The sequence below is a fragment of the Winogradskyella sp. Asnod2-B02-A genome (genome assembly GCF_045063645.1).
In the GTDB taxonomy this organism is placed as follows: Bacteria; Bacteroidota; Bacteroidia; order Flavobacteriales; family Flavobacteriaceae; genus Winogradskyella.
The window spans coordinates 80,634-106,910 of the sequence record NZ_JBEFOG010000024.1 but is presented as its reverse complement, the minus strand read 5'-3'; the positions used below and the strand labels follow the sequence as shown (position 1 = coordinate 106,910).

The 26,277-nt window shown below is 31.8% G+C and carries 28 protein-coding genes and 1 tRNA gene; 14 read left to right on the top strand and 15 right to left on the bottom strand.

The annotated features are described in order from the left end of the window. The 8 genes from ACJJVO_RS00940 to ACJJVO_RS00905 form a co-directional block, all read left to right on the top strand. Positions 1 to 3,491 (top strand): gliding motility-associated C-terminal domain-containing protein (locus ACJJVO_RS00940; protein WP_405569314.1); only part of this gene is annotated, 3,491 nt, incomplete at its 5' end. A gap of 28 nt (positions 3,492 to 3,519) precedes the next feature. Next, complete coding sequence (locus ACJJVO_RS00935; protein ID WP_405569311.1) at positions 3,520 to 4,446, top strand: type IX secretion system membrane protein PorP/SprF; 927 nt, start codon at positions 3,520 to 3,522, stop codon at positions 4,444 to 4,446. 10 nt (positions 4,447 to 4,456) lie between these two features. Further along, complete coding sequence (locus tag ACJJVO_RS00930; protein WP_405569309.1) at positions 4,457 to 6,442, top strand: OmpA family protein; 1,986 nt, start codon at positions 4,457 to 4,459, stop codon at positions 6,440 to 6,442. A 105-nt stretch (positions 6,443 to 6,547) separates the two neighbouring features. Continuing rightward, positions 6,548 to 7,072, top strand: a complete 525-nt coding sequence (gene idi, locus ACJJVO_RS00925) for an isopentenyl-diphosphate Delta-isomerase (RefSeq protein ID WP_405569307.1) — start codon at positions 6,548 to 6,550, stop codon at positions 7,070 to 7,072. Beyond that, positions 7,072 to 7,482 (top strand): 6-pyruvoyl trahydropterin synthase family protein, encoded by a 411-nt coding sequence (locus ACJJVO_RS00920; protein WP_405569304.1) that lies wholly within the window; start codon positions 7,072 to 7,074, stop codon positions 7,480 to 7,482. The genes idi and ACJJVO_RS00920 overlap by 1 nt, the downstream gene beginning before the upstream one ends. A 4-nt stretch (positions 7,483 to 7,486) precedes the next feature. Continuing rightward, the gene (locus ACJJVO_RS00915) at positions 7,487 to 8,458 is read left to right on the top strand and encodes a type I phosphomannose isomerase catalytic subunit (RefSeq protein ID WP_405569318.1); all 972 of its coding nucleotides are present in this window, start codon (positions 7,487 to 7,489) and stop codon (positions 8,456 to 8,458) included. A gap of 83 nt (positions 8,459 to 8,541) precedes the next feature. After that, positions 8,542 to 8,811, top strand: coding sequence for a hypothetical protein (locus ACJJVO_RS00910; RefSeq protein WP_405569302.1), 270 nt, complete (start codon positions 8,542 to 8,544; stop codon positions 8,809 to 8,811). 71 nt (positions 8,812 to 8,882) lie between these two features. Beyond that, positions 8,883 to 8,956: transfer RNA gene (locus ACJJVO_RS00905), tRNA-Thr, on the top strand. Between the two features lie 83 nt (positions 8,957 to 9,039). Here the strand turns inward: ACJJVO_RS00905 and ACJJVO_RS00900 are convergent. From ACJJVO_RS00900 to ACJJVO_RS00865, 8 genes are all read right to left on the bottom strand, one after another. Beyond that, positions 9,040 to 9,747, bottom strand: a complete 708-nt coding sequence (locus ACJJVO_RS00900) for a DUF4369 domain-containing protein (protein WP_405569300.1) — start codon at positions 9,745 to 9,747, stop codon at positions 9,040 to 9,042. Positions 9,748 to 9,798: 51 nt separating this feature from the next. After that, positions 9,799 to 11,013, bottom strand: a complete 1,215-nt coding sequence (locus ACJJVO_RS00895; RefSeq protein WP_405569315.1) for a DUF819 domain-containing protein — start codon at positions 11,011 to 11,013, stop codon at positions 9,799 to 9,801. Between the two features lie 560 nt (positions 11,014 to 11,573). Then, entirely contained in the window at positions 11,574 to 11,753 is a 180-nt protein-coding gene (locus ACJJVO_RS00890; protein ID WP_405569297.1) for an Arc family DNA-binding protein, read from the bottom strand. Next, on the bottom strand, positions 11,746 to 12,255 hold the full coding sequence (locus ACJJVO_RS00885) for a hypothetical protein (RefSeq protein ID WP_405569294.1): 510 nt from the start codon (positions 12,253 to 12,255) through the stop codon (positions 11,746 to 11,748). The genes ACJJVO_RS00890 and ACJJVO_RS00885 overlap by 8 nt, the downstream gene beginning before the upstream one ends. Further along, positions 12,255 to 12,413, bottom strand: coding sequence for a DUF4177 domain-containing protein (locus ACJJVO_RS00880; RefSeq protein WP_405569291.1), 159 nt, complete (start codon positions 12,411 to 12,413; stop codon positions 12,255 to 12,257). Before ACJJVO_RS00880 ends, ACJJVO_RS00885 begins: the two co-directional genes overlap by 1 nt. Continuing rightward, positions 12,413 to 12,586, bottom strand: a complete 174-nt coding sequence (locus ACJJVO_RS00875) for a hypothetical protein (RefSeq protein WP_405569289.1) — start codon at positions 12,584 to 12,586, stop codon at positions 12,413 to 12,415. Before ACJJVO_RS00875 ends, ACJJVO_RS00880 begins: the two co-directional genes overlap by 1 nt. A 1-nt stretch (position 12,587) precedes the next feature. Next, entirely contained in the window at positions 12,588 to 13,448 is an 861-nt protein-coding gene (locus tag ACJJVO_RS00870) for an SPFH domain-containing protein (RefSeq protein WP_405569287.1), read from the bottom strand. A gap of 355 nt (positions 13,449 to 13,803) precedes the next feature. Beyond that, a complete protein-coding gene (locus ACJJVO_RS00865; protein ID WP_405569284.1) occupies positions 13,804 to 14,730 on the bottom strand; it encodes an alpha/beta hydrolase family protein in 927 nt (308 codons plus the stop codon). Positions 14,731 to 15,260: 530 nt separating this feature from the next. On the opposite strand from ACJJVO_RS00865, the gene ACJJVO_RS00860 reads away from it, so the two are divergent. Then, on the top strand, positions 15,261 to 15,941 hold the full coding sequence (locus ACJJVO_RS00860; RefSeq protein ID WP_405569282.1) for a M15 family metallopeptidase: 681 nt from the start codon (positions 15,261 to 15,263) through the stop codon (positions 15,939 to 15,941). Position 15,942: 1 nt separating this feature from the next. Here the strand turns inward: ACJJVO_RS00860 and ACJJVO_RS00855 are convergent, their stop codons facing one another. The 4 genes from ACJJVO_RS00855 to ACJJVO_RS00840 all read right to left on the bottom strand — a co-directional run bounded on the left by ACJJVO_RS00855 (position 15,943) and on the right by ACJJVO_RS00840 (position 18,891). Next, positions 15,943 to 17,112 (bottom strand): nitrate/nitrite transporter, encoded by a 1,170-nt coding sequence (locus tag ACJJVO_RS00855; protein WP_405569280.1) that lies wholly within the window; start codon positions 17,110 to 17,112, stop codon positions 15,943 to 15,945. Between the two features lie 7 nt (positions 17,113 to 17,119). Then, complete coding sequence (locus ACJJVO_RS00850; RefSeq protein ID WP_405569277.1) at positions 17,120 to 17,470, bottom strand: MauE/DoxX family redox-associated membrane protein; 351 nt, start codon at positions 17,468 to 17,470, stop codon at positions 17,120 to 17,122. Continuing rightward, positions 17,463 to 18,440, bottom strand: coding sequence for a hypothetical protein (locus ACJJVO_RS00845; RefSeq protein ID WP_405569275.1), 978 nt, complete (start codon positions 18,438 to 18,440; stop codon positions 17,463 to 17,465). The genes ACJJVO_RS00850 and ACJJVO_RS00845 overlap by 8 nt, the downstream gene beginning before the upstream one ends. Positions 18,441 to 18,546: 106 nt before the next feature. Continuing rightward, positions 18,547 to 18,891 (bottom strand): DUF6249 domain-containing protein, encoded by a 345-nt coding sequence (locus ACJJVO_RS00840; RefSeq protein ID WP_405569273.1) that lies wholly within the window; start codon positions 18,889 to 18,891, stop codon positions 18,547 to 18,549. A 140-nt stretch (positions 18,892 to 19,031) separates the two neighbouring features. Here ACJJVO_RS00840 and ACJJVO_RS00835 point away from each other — a divergent pair, with 140 nt between their 5' ends. Together ACJJVO_RS00835 and ACJJVO_RS00830 are read left to right on the top strand one after the other, a co-directional pair. Then, positions 19,032 to 19,619 (top strand): RNA polymerase sigma factor, encoded by a 588-nt coding sequence (locus ACJJVO_RS00835; protein ID WP_405569270.1) that lies wholly within the window; start codon positions 19,032 to 19,034, stop codon positions 19,617 to 19,619. Further along, a complete protein-coding gene (locus ACJJVO_RS00830; RefSeq protein ID WP_405569267.1) occupies positions 19,603 to 20,007 on the top strand; it encodes a hypothetical protein in 405 nt (134 codons plus the stop codon). The genes ACJJVO_RS00835 and ACJJVO_RS00830 overlap by 17 nt, the downstream gene beginning before the upstream one ends. Here the strand turns inward: ACJJVO_RS00830 and ACJJVO_RS00825 are convergent. Next, positions 20,004 to 21,320 carry a hypothetical protein gene (locus tag ACJJVO_RS00825; protein ID WP_405569266.1) on the bottom strand — a complete coding sequence of 439 codons (1,317 nt, stop codon included), beginning with the start codon at positions 21,318 to 21,320 and terminating at the stop codon, positions 20,004 to 20,006. The genes ACJJVO_RS00830 and ACJJVO_RS00825 overlap by 4 nt on opposite strands. A gap of 129 nt (positions 21,321 to 21,449) precedes the next feature. Between ACJJVO_RS00825 and ACJJVO_RS00820 the strand changes: the two genes are divergently transcribed. From ACJJVO_RS00820 to ACJJVO_RS00810, 3 genes are read left to right on the top strand one after another with little or no spacing between them, the layout of a single operon-like run. Next, a complete protein-coding gene (locus ACJJVO_RS00820; RefSeq protein ID WP_405569263.1) occupies positions 21,450 to 21,995 on the top strand; it encodes an RNA polymerase sigma factor in 546 nt (181 codons plus the stop codon). Continuing rightward, on the top strand, positions 21,979 to 22,491 hold the full coding sequence (locus ACJJVO_RS00815) for a hypothetical protein (protein WP_405569260.1): 513 nt from the start codon (positions 21,979 to 21,981) through the stop codon (positions 22,489 to 22,491). The genes ACJJVO_RS00820 and ACJJVO_RS00815 overlap by 17 nt, the downstream gene beginning before the upstream one ends. Further along, a complete protein-coding gene (locus ACJJVO_RS00810) occupies positions 22,475 to 23,632 on the top strand; it encodes a hypothetical protein (RefSeq protein ID WP_405569258.1) in 1,158 nt (385 codons plus the stop codon). Before ACJJVO_RS00815 ends, ACJJVO_RS00810 begins: the two co-directional genes overlap by 17 nt. 72 nt (positions 23,633 to 23,704) lie before the next feature. On the opposite strand, the gene ACJJVO_RS00805 is transcribed toward ACJJVO_RS00810, so the two are convergent. Continuing rightward, the gene (locus ACJJVO_RS00805; protein ID WP_405569255.1) at positions 23,705 to 24,940 is read right to left on the bottom strand and encodes a DEAD/DEAH box helicase; all 1,236 of its coding nucleotides are present in this window, start codon (positions 24,938 to 24,940) and stop codon (positions 23,705 to 23,707) included. A 192-nt stretch (positions 24,941 to 25,132) separates the two neighbouring features. Continuing rightward, positions 25,133 to 26,089 (bottom strand): 23S rRNA (adenine(1618)-N(6))-methyltransferase RlmF, encoded by a 957-nt coding sequence (gene rlmF, locus ACJJVO_RS00800; protein ID WP_405569254.1) that lies wholly within the window; start codon positions 26,087 to 26,089, stop codon positions 25,133 to 25,135. Positions 26,090 to 26,277 lie beyond the last annotated feature (188 nt).

The following is a 26,277-nucleotide window of genomic DNA, read 5'->3' as shown; positions in this document are numbered from 1 at the left end:
TAACGTTATTAAGTGGACCAACATTAACAAGTTCGAGTTCAGGTAGTAGTGCAGCCAGTTTATTAGTTGGAGGTAGCTTAACGTATACGGCGACATATGTATTAGATCAAGACGATATTGATGCAGGTGGAGTAAGTAACACAGCGACAGCCACAGGAGACAGTCCAACAGGAACAGATGATGTAACTGATGTGAGTGATGATGGAGATGATGCTGATGGTAACACGACAGACGATCCAACAGAAACCACTATAACAGAAGCACCAAGTATCGAAGCCGTTAAGACCGTAGTGATTACGAACGATGTTTTACCAGTAGGTGTAAGTTTAGGAGATACAATGACGTATACAATTACCGTAATTAATACAGGAAATGTAACGTTAGACAATGTGGTTCTTACTGATACATTCTTAGACGCTGAAGGGAATGCTTTAACATTATTAACAGGTCCAACCTTTGATAGTGCAGACCAAGGTAGTTCGGTAGGTTCTTTATTAGTGGGAGAAACGGCAACTTACACAGCAACTTATATTATAGAGCAAGATGCCATAGACGCAGGAGGCTTTAGCAACAGTGTTGTAGCTAGTGGAGACAGTCCAGACGATACAACTGTAAGTGATACTAGTGATGATGATGATGATACAGATGGTAACACAGAAGATGATGCAACTGAAACGACTATTTCTGAAGACCCAAGTATTGAAGCAGTAAAAACAGTAGCGATTACAAATGATGTTCTACCAACGGGAGCAAGTTTAGGTGATACAATGACCTATACTATAACTGTAGAGAACACTGGTAATGTAACTTTAGATGGAGTCGCAATAGTAGATACGTTCTTAGATGCCAATGGTAATGCTTTAACATTATTAACAGGTCCAACTTTTGATAGTGCAGACCAAGGTAGTTCGGTCGGTTCTTTAATAGCAGGAGAAACGGCAACTTACACAGCAACTTATGTTATAGAGCAAGATGCCATAGATGCAGGAGGCTTTAGTAATAGTGTTGTAGCGAGTGGAGACAGTCCAGACGATACAACTGTAAATGATACCAGTGATGATGGTGATGATACAGATGGTAACACAGAAGATGATGCAACTGAAACGACTATTTCTGAAGACCCAAGTATTGAAACAGTAAAAACAGTAGCGATTACAAATGATGTTCTGCCAACGGGAGCAAGTTTAGGTGATACAATGACCTATACTATAACTGTAGAGAACACTGGTAATGTAACTTTAGATGGAGTCGCAATAGTAGATACGTTCTTAGATGCCAATGGTAATGCTTTAACATTATTAACAGGTCCAACTTTTGATAGTGCAGACCAAGGTAGTTCGGTCGGTTCTTTAATAGCAGGAGAAACGGCAACTTACACAGCAACTTATGTTATAGAGCAAGATGCCATAGATGCAGGAGGCTTTAGTAATAGTGTTGTAGCGAGTGGAGACAGTCCAGACGATACAACTGTAAGTGATACCAGTGATGATGATGATGATACAGATGGTAACACAGAAGATGATGCAACTGAAACGACTATTTCTGAAGACCCAAGTATCGAAGCCGTTAAGACCGTAGTGATTACGAACGATGTTTTACCAGCAGGTGTAAGTTTAGGAGATACGATGATCTATACTATAACTGTAGAGAATACCGGAAATGTAACTCTAGATGGAGTCTCTATAGCAGATACATTCTTAGACGCTGATGGGAATGCTTTAACATTATTAACAGGTCCAACCTTTGATAGTGCAGACCAAGGTAGTTTGGTCGGTTCTTTATTAGTAGGAGAAACGGCAACTTACACAGCAACTTATGTTATAGAGCAAGATGCCATAGATGCAGGAGGCTTTAGTAATAGTGTTGTAGCGAGTGGAGACAGTCCAGACGATACAACTGTAAGTGATACCAGTGATGATGATGATGATACAGATGGTAACACAGAAGATGATGCAACTGAAACGACTATTTCTGAAGACCCAAGTATTGAAACAGTAAAAACAGTAGCGATTACAAGTGATGTTCTACCAGCAGGAGCAAGTTTAGGTGATACAATGACGTATACTATTACTGTAATTAATACAGGAAATGTAACGTTAGACAATGTGGTTCTTACAGACACATTCTTAGACGCTGATGGTAATGTGCTAACTTTATTAACAGGTCCAACCTTTGATAGTGCAGACCAAGGTAGCTCAGAAGGATTGTTATTAGTTGGAGAGACAGCAACATACTTAGCAACTTATGTTATAGAGCAAGATGCCATTGACGCAGGAGGCTTTAGCAATAGTGTTGTAGCGAGTGGAGACAGTCCAGATGACACTACAGTAGTTGATACAAGTGACGACGGAGATGATGCAGATGGTGACACAGAAGATGATGCAACAGTAACAACAATTGATCCAGATCCTAGAATTAGTTTAATTAAAACAATATTGCCTTTAGAAGACACAAATGGTGACGGTATTGTTGGTGGAATTGATGATGTTATTACATATGTTTTTGATGTAGAGAATATTGGTAATTTAACATTAACAGATATTGTAGTGCAAGATGACCTTCCAGGTTTAAACTTAACAGGAGGTCCAATTTCACTGCTTATTCCAGGGGACTCAGATAACATAACTTATTCTGCGACATATCTAATTACTCAAGCAGATATAGATTTAGGTTTTGTTGTAAATTCTGCTTCTGTTAGTAGTGAGAAACTTGATGGAGATCCTAATGATACTTCAGATGATATTACTGATATTAGTGATGATCCAAATGATAATGAAGATGTAGATGACAATGGTGATGGAAACCCAGATGATCCAACAATAGTTTATGTGACTTCAATTTTTGATTTAGAAATAACTAAAGTAGTAGATGAACTTAATCCAGTTATTGGTGATCAGGTTACATTTACTATTGAAGTGGCAAATATTGGTAATGTTACGGCAACAGATATTATTGTCGATGAGCAAATACCAAGTGGTTATTCATTTATTTCAGCTCTTACAACGGTGGGAATATATTCTGATATTAACGGAGAATGGACAATACCTCAATTGAATCCAGATCAAGTTGAGATTCTTGAAATTACGGTTGAAGTTTTAGGGTTTGGTGATTATTTAAATACAGCATATATTGATAATTCAGTTGGAGGAACAGATATTGATACAAGTAATAACGAAGATGATGCCACGGTTGAACCAATATGTTTAACTATTTATAACGAGTTCTCACCAGATGGAAATGGTGTTAATGAAACTTTTATGATTGATTGTATAGAACAATATCCAAACAATAAATTAGAAGTTTATAATAGATGGGGAAATATTGTTTACAGTACCAAAGGATATCTTAATAATTGGAATGGCACGTCTAATGGAAGAGCAGTTATTAATCAATCTGATGATTTACCAGTTGGAACCTATTATTATGTTTTAGACTTAGGTGATGGATCAGACCCATTAGTAGGATGGTTATATATAAATAGAAATAACTAATAAATACTGAATTATAAAATATATTAAAATGATACATAAATCATCACTAATAAAAGGATTAATAGTTATAGTATTTATACTGGTTAGTACTATTAGTTTCGCACAACAAGATCCTCAATACACACACTACATGTTTAATACATTAAGTGTCAATCCTGCTTATGCTGGTCAGAGAGAGACTTTGAGTGTTGTTGGTCTACATAGATCACAGTGGGTTGGTATTAATGGAGCACCACAAACACAATCTTTAAGTATTCATGGTCCATTACGTAACGAACGTATAGGTCTAGGGCTAAATATTGTAAATGATGCTTTAGGGCCAGCAAGTGAATCATTTGTGGACGCTAACTTTTCATATACCATACCTTTAAATGCAGATGATTTAAAATTGTCATTTGGTGCAAAAGGAGGATTTCATATGTTAGATACCGATTGGAGCAAAGGTCGTTTTAGAGATACAGATCCAGCCTTTGAAAATGATTTGAATTTAATATCACCAATGGTAGGAGCAGGTTTATACATGCATACTAGAAAATGGTATTTAGGATTAGCTGTGCCTAATTTTATAGAGACCAAACATTATGATGATTATGAAGAATCTGTGGCTACAGAACGTATGCACTTTTATCTAATTGGTGGTTATGTATTCAACATTAGTGAAACAACAGAAGTAAAACCTGCTTTTTTACTTAAAGGAGTTTCTGGAGCGCCAATAATAGCAGATGTATCAGCTAATTTTTGGTTTCAGAAGAAAGTAACGTTAGGTTTGGCTTGGAGATGGGATGACTCTGTTAGTGCTTTGGCTGGTTTTCAAATAACACCAGGCATGTTTGTTGGTTATAGTTATGATATGACAACAACAGGTTTAAGTAACTATAATAATGGCTCACACGAATTAACATTAAGATTTGAAGTTAAAAGATTAGGTAGAATATTATCACCTCGTTTCTTCTAAAACTAGAATTATGAAAACACTATCGAAATACATATTATTAACAATCGTACTTGTATTTTCTGCAAATTCATTTGCTCAGAACGGAAAAATTCAAAGTGTAAAAAATGACTATAGAAATTTTGCTTATGTAAAAACAAGTGAGGTTTTATTAGAAGTCGCTAACAAAGGTTATAAATCGGCAGATTTATTTCAAAAATTAGCGAATTCATTTTACTTTCAGAATAAAATGGAAGAGGCTGCCAAGTGGTATGGTGAATTAATGGAACTCAATGAGGTTATAGATCCAGAATACTATTTTAGATACGCGTTGGCGCTGAAGGGGATTAAAGACTATGAGAATTCTGATAAATGGATGGAGAAATTCAATACTTTAAAGCCAAATGACTTAAGAGGAAAGGCTTTTTTATCTAAAGTAGATTACAAGTCTGCGATTGATGAATTAAGTAGAGAAGATATAGAAATTGTTAATTTAGATATCAATACCGAATTGTCTGATTTTGGTACTACAGAATATGAAAATGGAATTGTCTTTGCCTCAGCCAGAAGTGGAGGACGTAAATACAGATGGAATGAAGAGCCTTATTTAGACTTGTTTTCGGCTGAAAAAATAGATAGTGTGTCTTTCGGTGACGTTAAAAGTATAGGTGAAAAGGTAAATACAAAATTTCACGAATCTAGCGCTGTATTTTCACCAAATGGAAAATATATGTTCTTTACTAGAAATAATTATTTTAAGGCGAGATATAAGGAAGATGAAACAGGTATTAATAGATTACAATTATATAGAGCTACTTTAAATGAAGATGGCGAATGGGACGATTTACATAAAATTCACTTTAATAGTATAGACTATAGTGTAGCACACCCAGCACTTAACTTAACAGGTACAAAACTTTATTTTGCATCAGATATGCCAGGAACATTTGGTCAATCAGATATTTTTGTAGTAGATGTAAATGATGACGGAACTTTAGGTGAACCAGAAAACTTAGGCAGTTCAATTAACACAGAAGGTCAAGAGTCATTCCCATTTGTTAATACAAATGGTGATTTATATTATTCTTCTACAGGGTTTCCTGGTTTAGGTGGTTTAGATGTCTTTGTCTCAAAAGAATTAGATCCTAAAGTAACAACTGGTTCTAGTCGTAATTTTCCTATTGAAAATATTGGTAAACCTGTTAATAGTGAATGGGACGACTTTGGATATTATGAAAATTTAGTGACCAAAAGAGTTTATTTCAGCTCAAATAGAGAAGGCGGTAAAGGCAGTGATGATATCTATACTTTTGAAATTACAGAATTAAAATTATTGGTAGAAGGTATTGTTCAAGATAAGAATACATTAGAATTAATGCCAGATTCAACCGTTATTTTATTCGATAAAGACGGTAATGAGATCGAACGAGTTACAGTAGGTGAAGATGGTTATTTTAAATTTGATGTAGAACCTAAGAAAGAATACTTAATAAGAGTTATAAAGGATAAGTATACATCAGATGAAATACGTATAACAACTCCTAACAAAAAACAAGAGCTTAAGGTTGAACTATTAATAGAGCAAGATGAGCAGCAAATAGAACCTTGTGATGATTTAGCAAAAGTATTAGATATTCCTATTATCTATTTCGATTTTGATAAATCTCAAATTAGATATGATGCTGAAATAGAATTACAAAAAGTATTGGCTGTATTAACAAAATACCCAACAATGCATATTGATATTCGTAGTCATACAGATTGTAGAGGTACAGCGTCTTATAACGAAAAGCTTTCAGAGAGAAGAGCGCAGTCTACTCGTAAGTACTTAATTAATAAAGGTGTTGCTGCAGAGCGTTTAACAGCTAAAGGATACGGAGAATCAAGATTGGTAAACGATTGTGGTTGTGAACCATCTAATGAATCCAGTTGTTCAGAAGAAGAGCATCAATTAAACAGACGTAGCGAATTTATTATTACAAGCATAAATGGTAAAACTTGTGATGAAGATAAAGAGTAATCACAAACATTACATATAACCCTAAATAGCCGTTTGATTTTTAAACGGCTATTTTTTTATGAAATCATTCACTTTTTTTTAAGCATAAGGTGTTAATTTAGCAAAATGACAGAAGAACAAGTTATCTTAGTAGATGAAAACGATAACCAAATAGGTTTAATGCCTAAAATGGAAGCGCACGAGAAAGCACTTTTGCATCGCGCATTTTCCGTATTTGTTTTTAATGATAGTAACGAACTAATGTTACAGCAACGTGCAGCACATAAGTACCATTCGCCAAAATTGTGGACCAATACATGTTGCAGTCATCAACGAGATGGTGAAACTAATTTGCAAGCCGGTAAGCGACGTTTGCAAGAAGAAATGGGCTTTGTTACGGATTTGATTGAAAAGACAGCATTTATTTATAAAGCTCCTTTTGATAATGGATTAACTGAGCACGAGTACGACCATATTATGGTTGGTTATTATAACGATGTTCCTAAGATTAATGAAGAAGAAGTAGCTGATTGGAAGTGGATGAATTTAGAAGATGTAAAATCTGATATTGCCCAGAATCCTCAGTTGTATACAGCATGGTTTAAAATAATTTTTGAAAAATTTTACGAATTTATAAACGTTAATAAGTAATGAAAGTTACCGTCCATAGAAAAGCACATTTTAACGCAGCACATAGGCTTTACAAAAAAGACTGGAGTTTTGAGAAGAATGAGGCCGTTTTCGGACTGTGTAATAATCCCAATTTTCATGGTCATAATTATGAGTTAATTGCAAGTGTTACTGGTGAAATTGATCCTGAAACAGGTTATGTAATTGATGTAAAAATTTTAAAAGACATTATTAAAGCCGAAGTTGAAGATGCCTTTGATCATAAGAATTTAAATGTGGAAGTTCCCGAGTTTAAAGATCTAAATCCTACTGCAGAAAATATTGCGGTCGTTATCTATAATAAGATAAAACCAAAGTTAGATCCAAAATTTCAACTCGAAATCACACTTTACGAAACGCCACGAAACTTTGTAACTTATTCTGGAGATTAATATGATGAAAAAAGCTCTATATCCTTTAGTGTTTCAACCTATTTTAAAAGAAAAAATTTGGGGAGGTGAGAAGCTAAATAAACACTTCAATAAACCATCTCATTCTAAAAAACTTGGTGAGAGTTGGGAGGTTAGTACAGTGCCTAATGATGTTTCTATAGTTGCTAATGGTGACTTAAAAGGTGAATCGTTACAAGATTTAGTTAATGATTATTCATCGGAACTTTTAGGTGAAAAAAATTGGAAACGTTTTGGTAATGCATTTCCTTTGCTTATTAAATTTATTGATGCTAAAGAAGATTTGAGCATTCAGTTACATCCTAATGATGAGTTGGCGAAAAAACGCCATAATTCATTTGGTAAAACTGAAATGTGGTATGTAATGCAAGCAGACAAGGATGCTAATTTAATTGTAGGGTTTAATGGCGACATAGACAAAGCAACTTATTTAAAGCATTTAGAAAATAATACACTTACAGAAATTTTAAATTTTGATAAGGTAAAGGAAGGAGATACCTATTTTATTGAAGCAGGAAGAGTGCATGCTATTGGTGCTGGTGTATTATTAGCAGAAATTCAGCAAACCAGTGATGTAACATATCGTGTTTATGATTGGGATAGGACAGATGCCGATGGTAACATGCGAGAGTTACATAACGATATTGCAATTGATGCTTTTAATTTTGAAATGCCAAATGATTTTAAAATTGACTATAAAAAGCAGAAGAATGCATCTAACAAAATAGTAAGTTGTCCTTTTTTTACTACAAATTTTATCGAAATTAATTCTGAAATACATAAAGAGAACACATACGATTCATTTATAATCTATATGTGTGTGGATGGAAATGTTGAAATATTAACAAATGGTTCAAGTACAATGATCTCTAAAGGTGAGACTATTTTGATTCCTGCTAATATTAAAGATTTTAAATTAAAATCTAGTTACGGAAGGCTGCTAGAGGTCTATGTTTAGAGCTAGAAATAAAAAGTCAATAAGACAGCGTTATATAACTAAAAGGATTTAGTACTTTTGCGGTTATTAAAAACATAATTATCATGTCAAATAAAAGAGAATTAAAAAAGGATATTAACTACGTATTAGGAGATATCATTGAAGCGGTTTACGTTTGGGAATTAGCAAATGCTGAAAAACCAACAAAAGAGAGTGAAGCTATTATTGATGAAGCTATCACAACGTTTGATGAGTTAATTACTCGTGTTAATGATAGAGGTGCAGAAAATAAGAAAGCGCACTTTAAAGCTATTAACAGTGATCTTGAATCTAAAGGTAGAGGTCTTATTGAAAAAATCAACAAATTAAAATAAATTGATTTGCAAATTTAAAAATCTATTTTAAATTTGCAGCTGCTTACCAAAATTAGGTAAGCTTCTTTTTTGCCGATGTAGCTCAGCTGGCTAGAGCAGCTGATTTGTAATCAGCAGGTCGTGGGTTCGAGTCCCTCCATCGGCTCTTAAAAAATAAAAATCCAATCATTGATATGATTGGATTTTTTTGTTTTTAAAATTAACTTAATCAGTCAAAATTATTATGGTTTAATTCTTATTTCTATTAGCTACAACTTCACCTAATTTTTTACCATAAAAAGACTCCTTAATTTCAGCAGTTAGACTATTATAAATAGAATCAATATATACTGTATTTGCATATCGCGCTTCATACATGGCTAAATATGGTGCCACTTCACTGTCCTTGTTATTTATTGCAAATTGAATGGTGTAAGCATATTTACGTTTTATAAGTTGATCTGAAATTTTACCTAAAGAATCAACAGCAATACTATCGTTATCTCTTTGAGCTAAATAACGTTCTTCAATTACATCTAGACTCTTATTGTTGTATTGCGACATGATTTCTAAATATTCATCTAATAACGCTTGTTGTTTAGAGCCTTTAATTTCTGAATCAAAATTAAAGTTTTTTAATGTTGTATTAATTTCAGTTACGCCTTTATCAGCAAAAAACGGAATGTAATGTTCCTCTCCATCATTTTTAAAGAGTTTTAAATAGAGAAGAATAGGTTCGTCTAAATTGGTATGTAAATTAAAATCGGATTGACCAGTAATAGCCATAGAGTCTAAATCTATAATACTAGAATCTCCATCCTTTTGCAGATATACTACTCCTTTTTTTAAACCTTTAACTGTACCTTTTAAAGTAAAGTTGGTATCGTTGTCTTTGCCACAAGAAACCACAATTAATAAAAGAATAATTAGGCTTAAAGCTTTGTTTAATTTTGTCATGAGTTGCTTAATAATTAGGTGCGCAAATATCTTATAATAGTTTTAAAAATACTAACCTCCTGCAGCTATTTTCATGAGCTCAGTACAAAGAATTGCTCCGTATGTCCCAACCACATATCCAAATACTGCTAATAAAGCACCTACGGTAGCTAAAGATGGGTGAAAGGCAGCTGCAACTACAGGTGCTGATGCTGCACCACCAACATTGGCTTGACTTCCCACTGCTAAAAAGAAGAATGGCGCTTTTATTAGTTTGGCGATTAATATTAATAAAATAGCATGAATAGTCATCCATACCAAACCGATTAATATAAGGCCTGGATTTTCAAATATTTTACCTAAATCCATTTTCATACCAATTGTAGCTACAAGCATATATATAAATACGCTTCCAATTTTACTTGCTCCAGCTCCTTCATAATTTTTTGCTTTAGTAAACGATAATAGGACACCTATTAGTGTTGCAATGGAAATAAGCCAAAAGAAACCACTTCCAAAAGAAGACAAGGGACTTTTAGGGTTACTTACAGCTTCAAAATTGTTGGTTAAAAATACTGAAATATTATCTGCTCCATAATGGGCAATTCCGACAGCACCAAAAGCAATAGCTAGAATTACTATAATATCTGTTAAGCTTGGGTTTCTTGTTATTTTATCACTAAAAGCTTGTACTTTATTTTGAAGTTGGTCAATCGCAGTGTTATCTGCTTTTAACCATTTATCTATCTTTTTGCGTTTACCAATCCCTAATAATATTATAGCCATCCAAATATTTGCTACTACAATATCAACTAAAACCATTCCTCCATAAAGCTCTTGGTTGAATTCATAAATTTCTAACATAGCTGCTTGATTTGCACCTCCACCAATCCAACTACCTGCTAGAGTTGCTAATCCTCTCCAAGTGGCATCAAATCCTGCTCCTCCTACCGTTTCTGGTGAAAAAGATGAAATTAGTAGAATTGCAATTGGACCTCCAATTACAATTCCTATTGTGCCCGTAAAGAACATAACTAGTGCTTTCCATCCTAAATTAAAAATTGCCTTTAAGTCGATGCTTAAAGTTAAAAGTACAAGTGAAGCTGGTAATAAATAACGACTAGCAATAAAATAGGTTTCTGAAATTTTGTCAGAAATTAAGCCAAATGAATTAAATATAGCAGGAATTAAATAGCACATTAATAAAGCAGGAACTATACGATAGAATTTATTCCAAAATCCAGTTTTTTTAGATTCCGTAAAAAATACAAACCCTAAAGCTATCATAAGCAAACCAAATACAATTGCGTCATTTTTAAATAAAACCCATTGATTGGCTGTTGCTTTTTCAATTTTCTGCTTTTTTAAGAGTTGTGCTTTACCTTCTAAAAAAAAATCTGTAGTGATTAGCTTAAATATCTTTTTGTCTTTAAAACGAATGTCAGTATTCATTTTTATATCGAACAACGAAGCTTTTTTTTCAAAACTAATTTCTGAATCGCTCTGGTATTCAATGCTATGAATATTATTGTTTTCGGAATAATTGAAAGTTCCTATTGCTATTTTTTTATTCGGTATAAATTGGACAACTTGTGCTAAATCGTCTGTGATACTGAATTGAATTTTAAAAGTATTAAAGCTAATAGAATCAATTTTTACTGGAATCGTAAACTCTTCAGAATGACTTGAATTTGGTTTTTCAAAAGTTAATGTTTGTGAAAAGGAAAAATTGATACATAATAAGAACAAGATAAGTACAAGAGATTTTTTTAAAATTGATTTCATATTCTAACTTTATTTAATCGCAAAATACAAAAATTATAAACTAAAAAAGTGACCGTTTCCGATCACTTTTTATCTATGGGTTTGTCCTTTGGTTTTGGTTGCCTATTGTGTTCTTTAAGATATTGCATAAGCATCCATTCTATCTGGCCATTGGTACTGCGAAATTCATCTGAAGCCCATTTTTCAATGGCTTTCAGCATATCTTCATTCATTCGTAATGCAAAGGCTTTCTTTTTAGACATTAGCAATAATTTTTGTTTTATAAGTTGCTATAATATTTTTTGCTTCTTCTTGTTTTTGTGTTCCTATTAAAAGCTTTTTACCGTTTTTTAAGATCAGTTGAATGCCAATATCACCAGATACGTTTATTGCTTTTCCTTTAGCTTTATTCCAGAGTAAACCACCTTTTAATCCCCAACCACCATATTCACCAAGTGGATCATAAGTTCTTACGTAAGCGTTGTTAATTTCATTCCATTTTATGATTTTTAAGCTCCAATGAAAAGGGAAAAACTGGTAATGAATCCCTTTTTCATCAATACGTGTTGTAAGTTTAAAGAGAAAGATAAAACTAGAAGCAAATAGAATAAGAAAAATTAAACCTATTAATTCTAATCTCGAAAAGCCATCAGGATTTTCTGTGTATTCTTTTACATAAATACTTATAGGAACAATTGCACTTACTACCATAAGCAAAATTAGCCATACTTGGTTAAAACGTTGTTCTTCTTTAAAAATTCTCATTATCTATTTTTATCGCGTTCAAGAACTACAGTTGCCCAATTCACAGCAATTTGATTTACAGTCCATCCTTCTCGTGCGTATTGATTGAGTAAATCTTCAAAATTTTGAACCCGGTTTCTAAACCCTAATTTAGGGATGATTACTTTGTATTCCTTCATTATTTATCTGTCTTAAAAATTGAAAAAGCTAAAACAACACCGATTAATGTCCCTGTAATTGAACCATATATTAGACTTGTTGCTATAGTATTTGTTATGGCGCCAATTGTAGTACCTATACTACTGCCTATCGCTGTTGCAATTGCAATACTAGAAATTTGTTTTTGATTCATTTTAATGATTTAAAGTCCCTGCGTTTAAAACAGGTGATGCATCTTTATCACCACACAATACAACCATTAGGTTACTTACCATAGCGGCTTTTCGCTCTTCATCTAAATCTACAACTTGTTTTTTACTGAGTTGATCAATAGCCATTTCTACCATGCTAACAGCACCTTCTACAATTTTATGTCTTGCAGCAACTATTGCTGTCGCTTGTTGGCGTTTTAACATGGCATTGGCGATTTCTTGTGCGTATGCTAAGTAGCCAATTCGTGCTTCTAAAACTTCTATACCAGCAATAGATAAGCGTTCGTCAATTTCTTTTTCTAAAGCTTCACTGACTTCATTAACACTAGATCTAAGTGTTATGTCTTCTACATGGCCTTCATCTGCAAAATTATCATAAGGATACATGCTAGCTAATTTACGCACAGCTGCATCAGTTTGTACACGTACAAAATTCTCGTAATTATCAACATCAAAAGCGGCTTTATATGTGTCTTGTACACGCCAAACTAAGATAGTACTTATCATAATTGGGTTACCTAGTTTATCATTCACCTTTAAGCGTTCACTATCAAAATTACTAGCTCTTAAAGATATTTTCTTCTTAGTATAAAAAGGATTTACCCAATAGAAACCATTCTTTTTTACAGTACCAACATATTTTCCAAATAAAAGTAAAACTCTTGAGCCGTTAGGTTGTACCATTAAAAACCCAAAGGCTAAAACTAATGCTATTACAATACCAAAGACAGACCAACCTGTTTCTGTAATAGGAATAAGTGCAATACTTCCAAAGAATAGTATTATAAATAAAAATAACATTAAGTAGCCATTTGCCGGAACGATAATTTTTTCTTCTTTCATGATGTGTTAGTTTAATTGGTTAATAATTAATATTAATCAATATGATATTAAAATGATATCATAAAGATATAACTTATTATATAAGTACACAAATAATATTTTTTGTTACAGTAATACTAAAAGATTTATAAAATAAAGTTTGGCACAGGGTTTGCATACTAATAATTGTAATGATTATTACAACTGTTATCAACAGATAGCAGCACTACAAAGTAGTAACATTACGTTGGTTGGTTAGTTAGAAAAAGCATCTCGTGGTTGGGATGCTTTTCATTTTTAAAAAAAGAAGAATAATAAAAAAAGCATCTCGTTTTGAGATGCTTTTTTTATGCTTTATTTAAATTGTTCGATTACATTAAGACTTTATAAAATCAGTAACTGTTTTAATAAGTTGCGGAGAGATAGGTCTAAATGATTCATTATAGGATTTTGAATTTTCTAAATCATCTCCTTCAATTTCAAAAAGAACATGATTCATGTTTTCAATAATAACCAATTGAGATGTAGGATTGGCTTCCTTTAATACTTCGGCTTCTTTTACCGAAACCTGAAGATCTTTTGTACCGTTAACAATAAGTACAGGCATTTTTAATTCCTTTATTATTTTTGTTGGATAATAGGTCATCCAATTAATCATAAAATCTTGAATGTCTGGACCAAACAAAGAGCCTAATGCAGCCGGATAATCCGTTGTGGATTCACCTGTCTTTAAAATATTAACAACACGTTCTGTTTCTTCACCTAGCATTGGTGCCATTTTGGTAACTTGTTCTATTAGCACATCACCAATATTATTGCCTGCGCCTGCAAGTGAAATAAATCCGTCCGCTTTATCCTTGGCAGATAGCATACCGATTAAGCTACCTTGACTATGACCAATTACATATATTTTACCATATTTTTTTTTCGCTTTAAAAAATGAGATTATATCTGATGCATCACTTACAAAATCATCGAACAAAATATCTTTGTCTACCTTATTTTGAAGTATTTGTTTTACAATACGCTTATCATATCTAAAAGTAGCAATTCCATTTTCAGTAAGACCTAGAGCCAACTTTTTTAAGGAATTGTTTTTAAGGAAATTTTGATTTCCATTTCTATTAGTGGGTCCAGAGCCTGCAATTATAATAGCTAAATTCGGTTTTTTACCTTCAATTGGTGTAAGTAAAGTACCATCTATCCATTGGGTTATGGATACTTCCTCTTCTGTATAGGACGTTTCTTGGCTATAACTAAAAGAGCTCATTAGGCATAATGCAAAAATTACAAGTGATTTCATTTATAAATGGTTTTAGTCCGTTTAATATAAATTCTACGATAGAAAATTCTAAAGTTAAATTATATTGAATTGATTCTTGATTTTTAATCGAAATTAAAACAAATTTTTGATTTTGGATTGGTCATTTTATATTATTTGACGGTGTATTTTATCGGTGAAATGCACTATTTCATCTTTAAATGTTAAAATTTAATGTATTTAATCGATTAAATGTGTTTTTTAGCGTTGTAATTAAAATTGAATTATATATTTGACTCGTACTAAAATTTAGTTTTTAGTTCAATGGATTAATTAATTAATATTTGCCTTATGTTGTGTTTAATTAGAGACCCTAAATCTACCAGCATATAAAAGCAAATAAACGAAAACCGAGATTGAGGGATCTCGGTTTTTTGTTTTTATAACCGTCTGCCAATCGCTTTATTTTAATCCTTAACCAACTTTATTTCATTATTTTTTTAGGGTCTATATTTTTTATTCTATTAGAAAATCAGTTGTAATTCTATTTTTTCTGTAATTTAGTATTCGATATGAATTATAAAACACTCTTATATTTAGCGAGCTTTCTCTTTATCTGGTTGGGATTTCCACAAAAGCAGACTTTACCTGATGGTTTTGTGTATGTCAAATCTGTGATTCCGGATTTGGATGTGGAATTACGTTATTTTTCTCAAAATAATTTTGTCGGTGACACCATTGATGGCTACAAAGCTAATCGCTTAATATTAACTAAAGAAACAGCAGAAAAGTTGAAATTGGTTCAAAACGAATTACAATCTCAAAATCTATGTTTAAAGGTGTATGATGGATATAGACCACAACCTGCTGTAAATCATTTTATGCGTTGGGCAAAAGATTTAAATGACACTATTAATAAACAGCAATTCTATCCAGAAGTAAACAAACGAAATTTGTTTAAGGCTGGTTATATAGCATCGCGTTCTGGCCATAGTAGAGGAAGTACCATAGATTTGACTATAACAAATGGTGAAACAGGTGAGCCTTTAGATATGGGAAGTCCTTACGATTTTTTTGGAGAGTCTTCTTGGGTTGCTTATGATGCCTTAACGGAACAACAGAAGAAAAATAGACAGTTATTACAAACGGTAATGTTAAAACATAATTTTAGAAACTACCCAAAAGAGTGGTGGCATTTTACATTACGTTGGGAGCCATTTCCTAAGACTTATTTTGATTTTGATGTGGAGTAATCTAACGTTTTTTTAAATACATTAATCCCAAAATAGGTCCTAATCCTAAAATCATAAACACAAATATAGAAAGGTTATAATTTGCAATTAAAGCGCCTAGTAATTGAATGCTTATAATTGTTAATGAGAAACCTATACAATTAACAATGGTTAGAGCTGTGCCAATGGATTGCACTTCGCAATTTTGGGCAACCATAGTAGAAAAAAGAGGTGAATCTGCTATCACAGCCATTCCCCAAATTATTAGTAATGTGATAAAAATGGGAGTAGAACTGATCATAAAAAATATTGGAGAAAGTAGACAGCAAAGACCAGATATGGTTAATGCTAAAAAAGCCGTTTTTTTTATGCCTAATTTACGTGAGATAAAACCACCCAAAATACAAGAGACAGTTCCTGAAGCAATAATGATAAAAGAGAATAACGGAATATGTATTGTTACATTATGAAGTTTTTGATATAACATTAATATTACAGGCACAAATGTCCAAAAAGCATATAATTCCCACATATGTCCAAAATAACCAAAGGCTGAAGCTCGGAAATTCGAATTTTTAAAAACCTTAAAAATTTTAGATTTATCAAACTTTTCTGCACGCTTTTGGTAAGGTCCATTAGGTACAAATAGTAAAATTAAAAAGCCACCTATTGAAGCTAAAATAGATGTTGTCCAGATCACAACTTGCCAATTAATATTAAACTCAAAAGATTGAATAAGATAAGGAAAGGCAGTGCCTAAGACTAAAGCTGCAATTAAAAAACTTAGTGATTTGCCTAAGCCTTTTTCAAAATAATCTGCGGCAATTTTCATTCCTACTGGGTAAATGCCAGCTAAACTAAATCCGGTGAGAAACCTAAAACCTAATAACGTATAAATGTTATTGTTAGAATATAGCATACCAAGATTAAATATAGCACCTAAACTAGCACAAATAAAAAATACACGAGAAGGTGAAAACCGATCGCTTAGTGATAAGATGGCAAAAACAAACGTACCAATAATAAATCCAAATTGCACTGAAGAGCTTATATAGCCAAGTGATTCTGAACTTAGATTAAAAAATGCAATTAACTCATTAATAATAGAGTTACCTGCAAACCATAAAGATGTGCAACAAAATTGAGAAAAGATGATTATGGGTAAAATCCATGTCGTTGTTTTAGCTTTCAAAAGACCTCTAGTTTAAATAGGTCCAAGCCCAATATATTAATCCAAATTGGAGCGGAATCCGCAATATTAATATCCATTTCGGAATTCCAACAGATGCTTTCTCACCTGAAAGCATATAGAAGTGTACTAATAAAAATACAAGAAGCATAGCAACAATTCCATAAATGGCGAAGTTTTTAGTCAATGGTATACATAATGCAATACCTAAAGCAATTTCTGCAAGACCACTTACATAAACCAACGCTTTATGGTTGGGTAAATATTTGGGCATAATACGCATATAGGTTTTGGGTTTAACAAAGTGCATTAGTCTAGCAATAATGTACATGGCTGCCATTCCTATTATGGAATTATTCATCTTTATACGTTTTATAGGTCAATCCAATACCATAATTAAATAGATTTTTATCTAGTAAACTTGATTTAAATTGATTGCCTTTATCAAATTTCACCCAATTATTTCCATTGATAAATACACGTTTTATAAAGGTGTTTTTTGTTTCCATTTGATCTGTAAAAGGTAATAATGGTCTAAAATTGGTTGGTATTTTTACAACGTCTCCTTGTCTAGATTTTATTTCTTTATATTTTTTATTTGGTAATAATTTGCCGTCATCATTAGTATAGCCTAATACCTGAAGGGATACAAAAAAGCCGTTTTCAGGAATAAAAATGTTATAATCTTCAACATTTAAAGTATAGGCATCTCCATCTTTTTCAGTGGCTCTAAAAACAGTCGTTTCATAAGTTAAAACCTTACCAGGTTTACCATTATCATTTTCGTAGAATTTTACTTTAAATAGGGTAGAGAACTTTTTTTTATCACTGTTAGAACGGTTTCTTTTATTCCAATCTTTAGATTCTAAGGCTATTGGAAATAATACTTCGGAAAGTTGTTGGTCTTTTGTTGTTGTTTTAGGAAAATAAACGGCAATCTCAGATTCTATAGTAGGTAACCAACATTTATAATAATCGTCATCTAAATAAGGTTTCAGTTTTTCTTCTTTAAATTTTCGATTTATGTTATTCGCAATTATAACAGCATCTAACTGATGTGCTTCTGGTTGCATTACTAATTGTGAAGGTAAATCTCTAGTGGCTACATTTAAATCTTTAAACCCTAAAGCAGATATAAACAATGAGTCAATATCTGGATATAGTTTTTTTGTAAAAATAAATTGCCCTTCATCATCTGCAAAAAGACCGTTACCATTACCAAAAGAGATGGTAGCGTAACTTACAGGATAAGATGTAATACTATCTTTAATAGTAGTTTGAGCAAAGCTCATTTGTGAAATAAACAGAAGGGTGAAAAGAATTTTATACATGAATAGGTTTTAAAGATTTTAAAGATACATCATTTAAACGCATAAAAAAATGCCTCAATCTTACTTTAGATGAGGCATTCTAATTTTGATTAATTGATAAAGTTGATTATTCTTTATCTAGGTTTTTTGTCATATTATAACCAATAAATAAGCCAATGCCAGCCATTGTAAAAGTGACTCCAGGATAAATTGCATCAGGAACCACAGCCAACGTTTTCTCTAGTATGGAAGCGATAAGCAAACCAAGTCCAATTCCCATTAATAATAACGCTAAATTTAGTAAAATAACTTTCCAGATTGGCGATTTTGAATGTCCTCTCATAAATATTGAGGCATCTGCACCTTTTTCAATAAGTGCTAAACGTTCTCTGTTTCTAGTAGAAAGGAATAAATAGAATATTCCGAAAATGACTAAAAACATGCTAATTGGTATTAAAATTTCTCCACCCATAATGTTTGTTTTTTAATTGATTAATTTTATTTGTTACATACCTTATGACGATAAGTATTAATTGGAGGTTACACTTTTATCAAAAAAAATAATTTTTAATAACTGTAACCTTATATAACCATATGTCGTCTTAAATAAAAATGACCACCAACGACGACCAAAAACTAATCGAGGCAATAAGCCAAGGAGACACTAAAGCTTACGCGCAATTAGTGAATCGGTATAAGGACCTAGTTTTTACTTTGGCATTGCGTATGTTAAAGCATAGGGAAGAAGCAGAGGAGGTGGCACAAGATACTTTTGTTAAAGTATTTAGATCTTTAAATCGGTTTAAGGGTGATTCAAAATTCTCTACATGGATTTATAAAGTTACTTATAATACATGTTTAGATCGTATAAAAAAGAACAAGAAGCATTATAATGATGTGGCAATTGATACGTTTACTCTCAATAAATTAGTAACTATTGATAATGCTTTAGATAATTTAATTAAAGAAGAAAAGAGCGTTGTAATAAAACAATGTATCAATAAATTACCAGAAGATAGTAGTGCGTTGTTAACCTTGTTTTATTTTGAAGAATTAACTTTAGAAGAAATAGCTAAGATTATTAATATTGAAACTAACACGGTAAAAGTGAAGCTTTTTAGAGCACGCAAAAAGTTAGCTGTTATTTTAGAACAGTATTTAGAACCCAAAAACAATTGGAACTATGGAAAAGGAAAATAAAGAATTAAAAGCACTTATAGATAAAATAATGTCTAATGAGCGTTTAGAAAAGCCTTCTCTAGATTTTACAGATAACATAATGTCTAAAGTTGAAGTTATTTCTAAATCAGCACCAATAGTTTATAAGCCGTTAATACCAACTTATGTTTGGGTAGCCGTAATAGGTGCTTTTTTATTATTAGTAAGTTATGTTTACTTTAAGGAACCTGCAACGAGTAATGTGTGGTTAGATCGTTTTAACCTTATAAAAAACACTAAAAATCCTTTAGGAACTCTAACGTTGAATTTTTCTAAAATATTAACCTATGCTGTTGTGTTGTTTGCAGTAATGTTAAGCATTCAAATACCATTGTTAAAACAATATTTTAATAAGCGGATGGCGGTTTAATTAGGGTAATACCAAAAAGGAATAGAAGCTTCCGTTTTAGTTATGGTGTCAGCTTCTTTTATTTCTTTCCGTTTTACATGTATTAAATGTTTGCCTTCATTTAGGGTTTTTATACCAATATAAGTTTCAAACCCATTTTGTTTTTTTGTGGTTTTACCCAATACAAAATCGGTTTTATATAATGTAGAATCAATTTCAACGGAATAGATGGTGTTAAATGTGTCTAAATAGTCTCTTTTTAATTTATTATTAATGGAGTTTGTACTTATGGAGCTTATTTCTGATCTAATACCTCTACTATCTTCTTCAGGTTCTAAACTCGGATTAAATAGGTAAATTTCATCTTCAATAAATTTATCAAAAACAATAAATACTTTAATATATGGGTCATTAATAACTTTACTATTTATAGCAATATTATTTATAAAATCAGAATCATTAATAAGCATGTCTTCATAATTTGATGAATTAGCGACATAATTTGCAGAGGGTTCAATAAAATTAAAATAATTAGATTTATTGTAATATAAAGATGTCATCCATATCAATGAAATATAGATGGGAACTAAAAATAAACTTAAGCGTTTTCCAAATTTGTTATCAAGAAAATTATAGACCAACGGTCGGTATAAAAAAGAAAGTGTAATAATGCTAAAACACCAGTAAAAAGGGAAATACACTTTACTAATCCATTTTTTCTTTTTTAAAAAACCTAGTGTAATAAAATCTATAAACGTAAGCACCATGCCAACAACTACAAATACTAAAAGTGCAACGCCAATATAAGTTGAAACCTCCTTAAAAGTATGGTCATTTAAAAATAAAGTAATTATTAAAGCAATTGCACCAACGATTAGCACAAGAGCAAGTACATAAAAAATGAGTAAAAACGTAACAGCAAAAATGATGCTACAGTAATTTTCTAATCTCGCAATATATTTATCAAAAGAGCCAACTTTATTTTTTAAATAGTTGTGAAATCGTGTGCTATAATTTAAAGTATCATAATCAATGTCTCCAGAAACATAACGCAAACCTAAAGCACCAATCCATAAGCCTCGTAAAAGTACATGCAGAAGTAAGTTGAAAATTAAAATGGAACAAGCGGAAAGTGCCACAAGCAAAATCAACAAAAAAAATAGATTATTATCGCTTTGAGCTTGATGATAAGCCATTTTTAACTCTAAAGCAGGATAAGCAGAGAATAATCCAAAAATGGCAAAACCCGATATTAGCAATTCTAATTGCCAGCTTTCTTCCTGTAAGCGATCTAATAATTTTTTAAACGCAGGTTTATTATATTCTTCACTCATCTTTTATTGGGTGGATTGAAATTCAGGTTAAAATTAGACATATTCAATTAAAATCAAGCTTTTTTATCATATTTTGAAACCCTTTTCAAATTCTCTCGTTATTATAAATAGAAACCGCTAACCAACCCAATGCATAAATTAGAGACTCATCTTATTAAGCTTTGCAAAAAAGGAAATGAAGTTGCGCAAATGCAAGTTTATAATAAGTATAGTCAAGCTATGTTTACCATTGCTTGTCGTTATCTCAGCGAAGAAGATGCCAAAGACGTGATGCAAGAAGGCTTTTTAAAAGCATTTAAAAATCTTGAATCTTATAAACCAGAAGCTACTTTTGGTGCTTGGTTAAAACGTATTATCATTAACCAATGTTTAGACGTTTTAAAGAAGAATAAACTAGAGTTTGAAGCTGTGGAAGTTTCAGAATTGCAAATTACAAATGAAGACAATTGGCAATTTGATAATGCCATAAGTAAACAAGAGATTCTATTTGCAATAGAACAGTTAAACGAAAAGCATAAAATTGTAGTGAAGCTCTATTTAATTGAAGGCTACGACCACCAAGAGATTTCAGAGATATTAGAAATACCTATAAAAACATCTCGAACTCATTTAAGAAGAGGAAAATTGAAGCTACAAGACCTATTAAAAACAAAGTATAATGAAGCAAGATATTAGAAACTTATTTAAAGAGGAAGATGGCTTAAAAACGCTTCCAGAAAATCATAACGCTGAGTTTTTAGAAAAGCTTAGAACCGAGTCTAAGAAAGAATCCTCGTTTTCTTGGTTAAAAATTGCAGCAGTTGTAGTAATTGCTATAAGCGTTGGTTTTGGTGTATTCTATAATCAGCCAGAAGAAGTTAAAGTTTCACCAATGGTGGCGCAAATTGAAGCCGTTGAAGCCGAGTATCTTCAAAATATAGAAGAAGAATGGAAGAATTTTATAACCATTGCAAATGACGACGTTTTAGTAGAACGTTTTAGAATAAAGCTAAAAGAACTAGATTCAGATTATCAAGCTATTTCTATTCAGTTTAAAAATGACACCAATAATATATTAGTGATAGAAGCTTTGGTAGAAAATCTTCAAACACGCCTTCAAATTTTAAAAGACATTCAAAATCACATCAAAATATTAAATCAAAAAAACGAACACCATGCAAACACCATTTAAAATCTTAGCTCTGATGCTCATCACATCATTGCAAGTGCAATCTCAAATTAGAGATATTTATAAAGAAAGCTTTGATGCTACAAATCTGAAAAATTTAGTTCTAGATTTAGAAGGAACTTACGTAGAAATAGAAGCCTCAGAAGATAATAAAGTCCATTTTAATTATACCATTGAATTTGAAAACTACTCTAGTAAAGAAATTGAAAACATCTTAATAGCAGTTAAACCTGGATCACAAATTATAAATGATAAATTAGAGTTTAAAAGCAAGGGAAGTAATATATCTAGTGATGTCACTTATTCTATAGAAACACTTTATGGAATAACCTTTGAAGGTGATTATATTAATTTTAAAGAGCCAACCACAAGACAGTTTAGAAAATCAAAGCAATATTTTTTAGATATTAATAGTAGCTCTAGAGGAAAAAGTTTAAAAGAGTATTTAAAGAATTTAAGAGAGGTTGATGATAAAGGAGAAAAAAGAAAAATAAATTCTAAAAACGTAAAAATATTAAGAACTAAATTCACTATTAAAATGCCTTCTCATTTGAATTTAAGGCTAATGGCTGTAAATTCTAATATGACATTTAAACTAGATTTAGAAAGTCAATTAAATGTCAATGCAAGAAATACAAGTTTAAAATTTCAGAGTAATAATAATCCGTTAAATAATTTTGACATTGTGAATGGTAGCTTTAGATGCAACATTTTAAATGGTGGAGCTTATAAATTTAATCATGTAGATGAAGTGCAAATCGCTGAGGTAAAAAACTTGACTATTGATGGAGAGTTCTCAACAACAAAGATTGGAGAAATAGGAAAGAATGTGAAAATAGTAGATTTTAACGGGAAATTTTGGCTTCATAATTTCTCACAAGATTTTAAAAGTTTTCAAATGGATACAGAGTATTCTGAAATCAACATTTTCTATCCTGAAGACATAAAATTTCATCTTGAAACTTATGGTCATGATACCGTTTATTATGAAGGTGATAATATTACTAAAATCACACCAAACCGTAAAAATGAATATTCAAAAATGATGGTTATAGGCGAGGAATCAAATCCAAATAAAATTCGGATTAATACAGCGCATGGAATTATTAGATTTGGTAGCGACTTTATTGAGTTAGGAGAGTAAAATTAAGATTAAAAAAAAACAAAAAGCAATTAGGTTAACTAAGTGTTTTTTGTTTTTTTGCTAACAGCTAACCTAATACCATCGTTTCTTCTTTTTCTTAGAAGCTTCACTTTTACGACCTTTTTTATACTTACTACCTTGCTTTTTATGCACAATTGGCTTCGCTTTTGGGTCTAAAGGATAAGGATGTTCTGTTTCTACAGGAATTTGAACATTAATAGCATTCTGTATCGTTTTTACATAATTTTTTTCATCAGCAGAACACATGGCATATGCTTTACCAGTTTTGCCTGCTCTTCCTGTTCTTCCAATTCTATGAACATAAGTTTCTGGTACATTTGGCATATCAAAATTTAGAACATTGTCTAATTCGTTAATGTCAATACCACGAGCAGCAACATCTGTTGCAATTAAAACTTTAACATAACCGTTTTTAAATTTATTAAGAGCCGTTTGGCGTTCACTTTGTGGCTTGTCTCCGTGAATGCTATTTACAGAAAAGCCATTTTTTAATAGTGTCTCTTCAAGTTTATCTACTCCGTATTTGGTACGTCTAAAAATAAGAACGTTACCTGCAATAGTGTTTCTTAATAAATGTAGACACAATTCAATCTTACTTTGCTTTGGTACATAATACAACACTTGGCTTACGTCTTTAGCTACAGATTTTGTTGGAGTAACGTCTATACGTTCAGGATCTTTAAGTATGGTATTGGCTAATTCTTCAATTTTATAAGGAATCGTTGCAGAGAATAATAAGCTTTGTTTCTCTTTTGGGCAAAGACGTTCAATCTTTTTTATGTCATCTATAAAACCCATGTCTAGCATTAAATCTGCTTCATCTAACACTAAAGTTTCAATATAATCAAGATTTATATAATCTTGTTTGTGTAAATCGAGTAGGCGACCAGGAGTAGCGACTAATATATCAACCCCTTTTTTTAGCATATCAATTTGTGGTTCAATAGATGTACCACCAAAAACAACAAGAGAGGTTAAATTTGTAAACTCTGCATAGGTTTTAAAATTCTGTTGTATTTGTACCGCTAATTCTCTTGTAGGACTAACAATTAGAGCTCTTATTTTTTTGCCTTTCCTTGGTCCATCTTGTTTATCGTAGAGCTTTTGTAAAATAGGTAAAGCAAATGCTGCTGTTTTACCAGTACCAGTTTGTGCAGATACAATAACATCTTTGCCTTCTAATACAAGCGGAATTGTACGTTGTTGTACCAAAGTAGGTTCTGCATAACCAGAAGCTTCAGCAGCTTTTAGTAAGGGTTTTATTAAGCTTAAGTCTTTAAATGACATAGGTTTTGTGTTTGTTGCAAAGTTAAAATAATTGTTAATTGAAACTTTGATATAAAAATATTAAAATTACAAACCACGTCTGTTTGAGTGATTTGTGAAGTATGAGCAAATAATATCGAGAACTATAGCAATTCAATTACTTTTCTTTGCATTCTTTAAAAAAAGAGGAATACTCAAAGTAACGCTACTTTGCTACCAACGTTCCTTAATCCATTGGTGTTGTTCTTGTTCTGTTAAAAAGGTCCAAGCGATAAATCTACTGATTTTATGACCTTGTCCCATTTCAATAGTTTTTACAGCAGTGGCATTAACTTTTTCTAAAATTTTATAAGTAGGTTTAAGAGTGATTTCTTTCGAAATTAAGCTTGTAAACCAAAAGCATTGTTTGCCAAAATGCTTACTTTCATAAATCATGTCTTTTACAAAACGTGCTTCACCACCTTTGGTCCATAATTCGTTTTGTTGTCCGCCGAAATTGAGAAGTGCTTTACTAGGACGTTTTCCTTTTAGGTTTTTTAGCTTTTTTAAACTTGCTTTTTGAGCATCGTCTAATGAAGCATGAAACGGAGGATTACAAATGGTAAAATCTACTTTTTCTTCAGGTTTTAAAATGTCATAAAAAAAGTTGTTCGCTTTCTCTTGACGTCTAATTTCTATGGTCGATCTTAATTTATAATTTTTTTGTTCTATAGCTTTAGCAGATATAATAGCGGCTTCATCAGTATCACTGCCTATAAAAGACCAACCATACTCATGCTGTCCAATTATTGGATAAATACAATTAGCACCAACACCAATATCTAAGCCTTTAATGTGATTTCCTTTTGGAATCTCAGCACCAGTTCCTTTTAATAGGTCAGCAATATTGTGAATGTAATCTGCACGACCAGGAATGGGTGGACACAAATAATGTTCAGGAATATCCCAATACTCTAATCCATAATGATGAATTAATAAGGCCTTATTTAAAGCTTTTACAGCTTTAGGATTAAAAAAATCGATAGAATCATCACCATATTTATTTGGTGCCACATAAGCGCCTAACTCTGGTGAGCTTTTTATAAGCGCATCAAAATTGTAGCGTGATCTATGTTGACTCCTTGGGTGAAGTTCTGATTTTATTTGAGGATGTGATTTTTTCTTTTCCAATGCTTAAAAATTTAATGAGGCAAAGGTAACGTAAAACTAATTGGATAATAGCTATTAAAACCTATCAATACTATGCGCACTAACATTGTTACATCTGTTAAATATTTCGAAGTGAATTTTACGAATTAACACAACGAAATAAGCAATAATAATGCTACAAAAAAAATGCGTTCTATAAATGCTTTAAT